2 protein-coding genes are annotated in these 3,424 nt (G+C 74.9%); one reads left to right on the forward strand and one right to left on the reverse strand.

Going from position 1 to position 3,424, the window contains the following annotated elements; genetic code table 11:
- Nucleotides 1–207 precede the first annotated feature (207 nt).
- Complete coding sequence (locus ACTIDRAF_RS0225035) at nt 208–1,722, forward strand: long-chain-fatty-acid--CoA ligase (protein WP_016701402.1); 1,515 nt, start codon at nt 208–210, stop codon at nt 1,720–1,722.
- A gap of 533 nt (nt 1,723–2,255) precedes the next feature.
- Here the strand turns inward: ACTIDRAF_RS0225035 and ACTIDRAF_RS0225040 are convergent.
- Nucleotides 2,256–3,239, reverse strand: coding sequence for a hypothetical protein (locus tag ACTIDRAF_RS0225040; RefSeq protein WP_016701403.1), 984 nt, complete (start codon nt 3,237–3,239; stop codon nt 2,256–2,258).
- Nucleotides 3,240–3,424 lie beyond the last annotated feature (185 nt).

Genomic DNA, 3,424 nt, shown 5'->3' on the forward strand with positions numbered 1-3,424 from the left:
GCTGGGGGCCTTCGGGGCTGCCTGCTGGCCCCGGGGCGCCGGGCGCCCGGCAGGCGCGGCCGGCTTCCACGTCGCCGGCTCCGTCCCCGGCCGGTGCCAGCCGATGCGCGACGCGCGTTCCGGTTGCCAATCCTCACACGGAAGTGTCAGCGTGCTGGGAGAAGACGGTCCGAGGCGAGAAGACGAAGAGGCGAAGGAGCCGAGTCGATGACGAACCTGGCGACGATGCTGGCGGAGACGGCGACCCGGCACCCGGACCGGCCGGCCGTGCGGCTCGACGAGGAGGTCCTGACCTACCGCGACCTCCTGCACCGCGCCTCGGACGTGGCGTTGACCCTGGCCGCCCGGGACGTGCGGCCCGGTGACCGCGTCGGGTTCGTCCTGCCCAACGTTCCCGCGTTCCCCGTGGTGTTCTTCGGTGTGCTGCTCGCCGGGGGTGTGGCGGTGCCGATGGCGCCGCTGCTGCGGTCCCGGGAGATCCGCTACCGGCTGGCCGACGCGGAGACCTCGCTGGTGGTGTCGGACGGCCCCGCCATGGACCAGGTGACGCCCGCCGCCGGTGAGGTCGGGGTGCCGGCGCTCACCGTCGCCGAACTCGCCGACACCCCCGGTCTGCTGGCTCCCACGCCAGAAGGGGAGGTGGCCGAGCTCGTGGAGCGGGCCGGTGCCATCGACCCCGCCGCCACCGCGCTGATCCTCTACACCTCGGGCACCACCGGCGAACCCAAGGGCGCCGAGCTGACCCACGACAACCTGCGGGGCAACGCGGAGCTGACGGCCACTACGGTCCTGGAGTGCGCCGAGGACGACGTCATCATGGGCTGCCTTCCGCTGTTCCACTCCTTCGGGCTCACCTGCGGCCTGCTCGCGGCCGTGCGGACCGGGGCCTGCCTGACGCTGGTCCCCCGGTTCGACCCGGGGCGGGCGTTGGAGGTGGTCGAGCGGGACCGGGTCACGGTGTTCGAGGGCGTGCCCACCATGTACGGGGCGATGCTGAACCACCCGGACCGGCACGGCGTGGACGTGTCCAGCCTGCGCACCTGCATCTCGGGGGGCGCGGCGATGCCGTTGGAGCTGCTGTCGGCCTTCGAGTCCGCGTTCGGCTGCCAGATCCTGGAGGGCTATGGCCTGAGCGAGACCTCCCCGGTGGCCTCGTTCAACCACCCGAACCGGCCTCGCAAGGCCGGGTCGATCGGCACCCCGGTGCGGGGGGTGCGGATGCGGGTGGTGGACGACCTCGGGGCGGAGCTCCCCGACGGGGAGATCGGGGAGATCGTCATCCAGGGGCCCAACGTGATGCGGGGTTACTGGCGGCGCCCGGAGGCCACCGCCGAGGCGATGCCGGACGGGTGGCTGCGCACCGGGGACCTCGCGCGCCGGGACGAGGACGGCTTCTTCCACATCGTCGACCGCAAGAAGGACCTGATCCTGCGCGGCGGGTACAACGTGTACCCGCGCGAGGTGGAGGAGGCCTGCTACGAGCATCCGGACGTGCTGGAGGTCGCGGTCGTCGGCGTGCCGCACCCGGAGCTGGGGGAGGAGGTCGGCGCGGCCGTCGCGCGGAAGCCGGGGGCCACGGTGACCGAGGACGAGCTGCGTGGGTTCCTGCGGGAACGGGTCGCCACCTACAAGTACCCGCGCCACGTGTGGTTCGTGCCGGAACTCCCCAAGGGGCTGACGGGGAAGATCCTGCGGCGCGCGGTGCGTCTTCCGGAGGACTGACGGGCTCCGTCGGGGGCCTCGGTGCGTGCCGCCCGCCGGGTCCCCCGAGTCGTGTTCGGTCGCCGGGCGGCTGGGGGCGCGGGGAACCCGGCGGTGGCGCCGGGTGGGGGGGGCGTCGTGCGCGCCGGGTCCGCCGGCGCCCGCACAGTCGTGGTCCGCGAGGAGGCTCAGTCCCAGCCGAAGACGCCGAGGGGAAGCGGGCCGTGGTCGCGGGCCGGTGCGTTGCGGTCCGGGGCCGGCGACGCGGGGCCCTCCCCGGCGCGGGGTGGCTGTCCAGCGTGGAGTGGCGTGCCGCTCTCGGGGCCGCGCGCATGGTTGGCCCTGGGCTGGGTTGTCCTGGTCGCGGGCATGCTGGTCATCCCTTCGTCGTGCGTTCTCGCGGTGTCACGGTCGGGGTCCACGCCGTGGCGTGGACGCGGGGCCCGGGGAGGGCGCGCGGCGGTCCTCGCGGCCTGGGGCGTCCTCGGCGGACGCGGTGGTGGTGGGGTCGTCGCCGGTGTGGCCCGGGGTGCGGTGCGGGCGGGGGTGTGCCCTCACAGCCAGCCCCGGCGGGCGGCGGCCACTCCGGCCTCGAACCGGCTCGTGGCCTGGAGCCGGTGCATCAGGCGGGCGACGCGGCGCCGCAGGTGGCGGACGGACACGCCCACGGCGCGGGCGGCGGTCTCGTCGGTGCGGCCCTCGGCCAGCAGCGCCAGGAGGCGGCGGTCCTCCTCGGTGAGGTCGGCGGGCGGGTCGCCGCTGGTCATGAGGTCGGCGGCCTCCGCCCAGAGCCGGTGGAACAGGTGGAGGAAGCCGTGCACCAGGCCCGCCTGCCGCACCACCAGCGCACCCCGCCGGGTGTCGGCCGGGTCGGAGGGGACGACCACCACCTCCTCGTCCATGATGATCATCCGTTCGACGGGGAGGTCGGACAGCCGGATCCGCGCGCCGGCGGCGGCGACCTCCCGCAGGTGGTCGCGGACGCGGTGGTCGGCGACGACGCTGGCCTCGTGGATGACCCGCATCTCCACCCCGCGTCGGAGGCTGCGCACGTCCAGCGGTCGGGCGGCGGCCACGGACTCCGGGCTGGGGCGGGCGGCGGGGTGGACGGAGTAGACGCTGGTCCTGGTGAAGAAGGAGAGTTCGGCGAGGCGTTCCCGCACCTGGTCGACGTCGGTGAGGCGTTCCACCCCCTGGCCGGCGGGTGGCCCGGCGGTGGTGCCGGCGTGTTGGGCGTCCAGGGCCGCGACCTCGCCCCGGGTGTCGCCGGTGCGGCGGTGCCGGCGCAGGAGTTCGTCCTCGGTGCGTTCGATCAGGTCGCCGAGGGCGATCGAGGGGCGCAGCAGTTCCACGCCCGCCGGTCGGTCGTCGCGGAAGCGGGCGACGCCGAGTTCGACGAGGCCGGCCAGGGCGGCGCGGACGGCGCCCGGGGTGTCGCTGGGGCGGCTGAGCGCGGTCAGGTCGCTGTCGGGGCTCGCCAGCAGCGCGCGGTAGAGGCGTTCCTGTTCGGCGGTGAACCCGAGATCCCGCAGGGCCATCAGTCGCTCCGCTCTGGGGCGGAGTCGGCGTGGTGCGTGGTGACGGACACGACTTCTCCTTCCTGTCGCGGGCCGTGACCAGTGTGGAGACGACCGGTGCTCACCCACATGGGTGGCGGCTACCCGGATTCGTGGAAGCCGGCGGGGCGGACGGGTGGGGGAACGGGCGGCGGGGCGAACGGGGT

The organism is Actinoalloteichus spitiensis RMV-1378 (assembly GCF_000239155.1).
Lineage (GTDB): Bacteria > Actinomycetota > Actinomycetes > Mycobacteriales > Pseudonocardiaceae > Actinoalloteichus_B > Actinoalloteichus_B spitiensis.

Excerpts from the sequence above, each read along its gene's own strand:
- ACTIDRAF_RS0225035 (WP_016701402.1), top strand. The coding sequence starts at position 208 with ATGACGAACCTGGCGACGATGCTGGCGGAGACGGCGACCCGGCACCCG.
- ACTIDRAF_RS0225040 (WP_016701403.1), bottom strand. The coding sequence starts at position 3,239 with ATGGCCCTGCGGGATCTCGGGTTCACCGCCGAACAGGAACGCCTCTAC.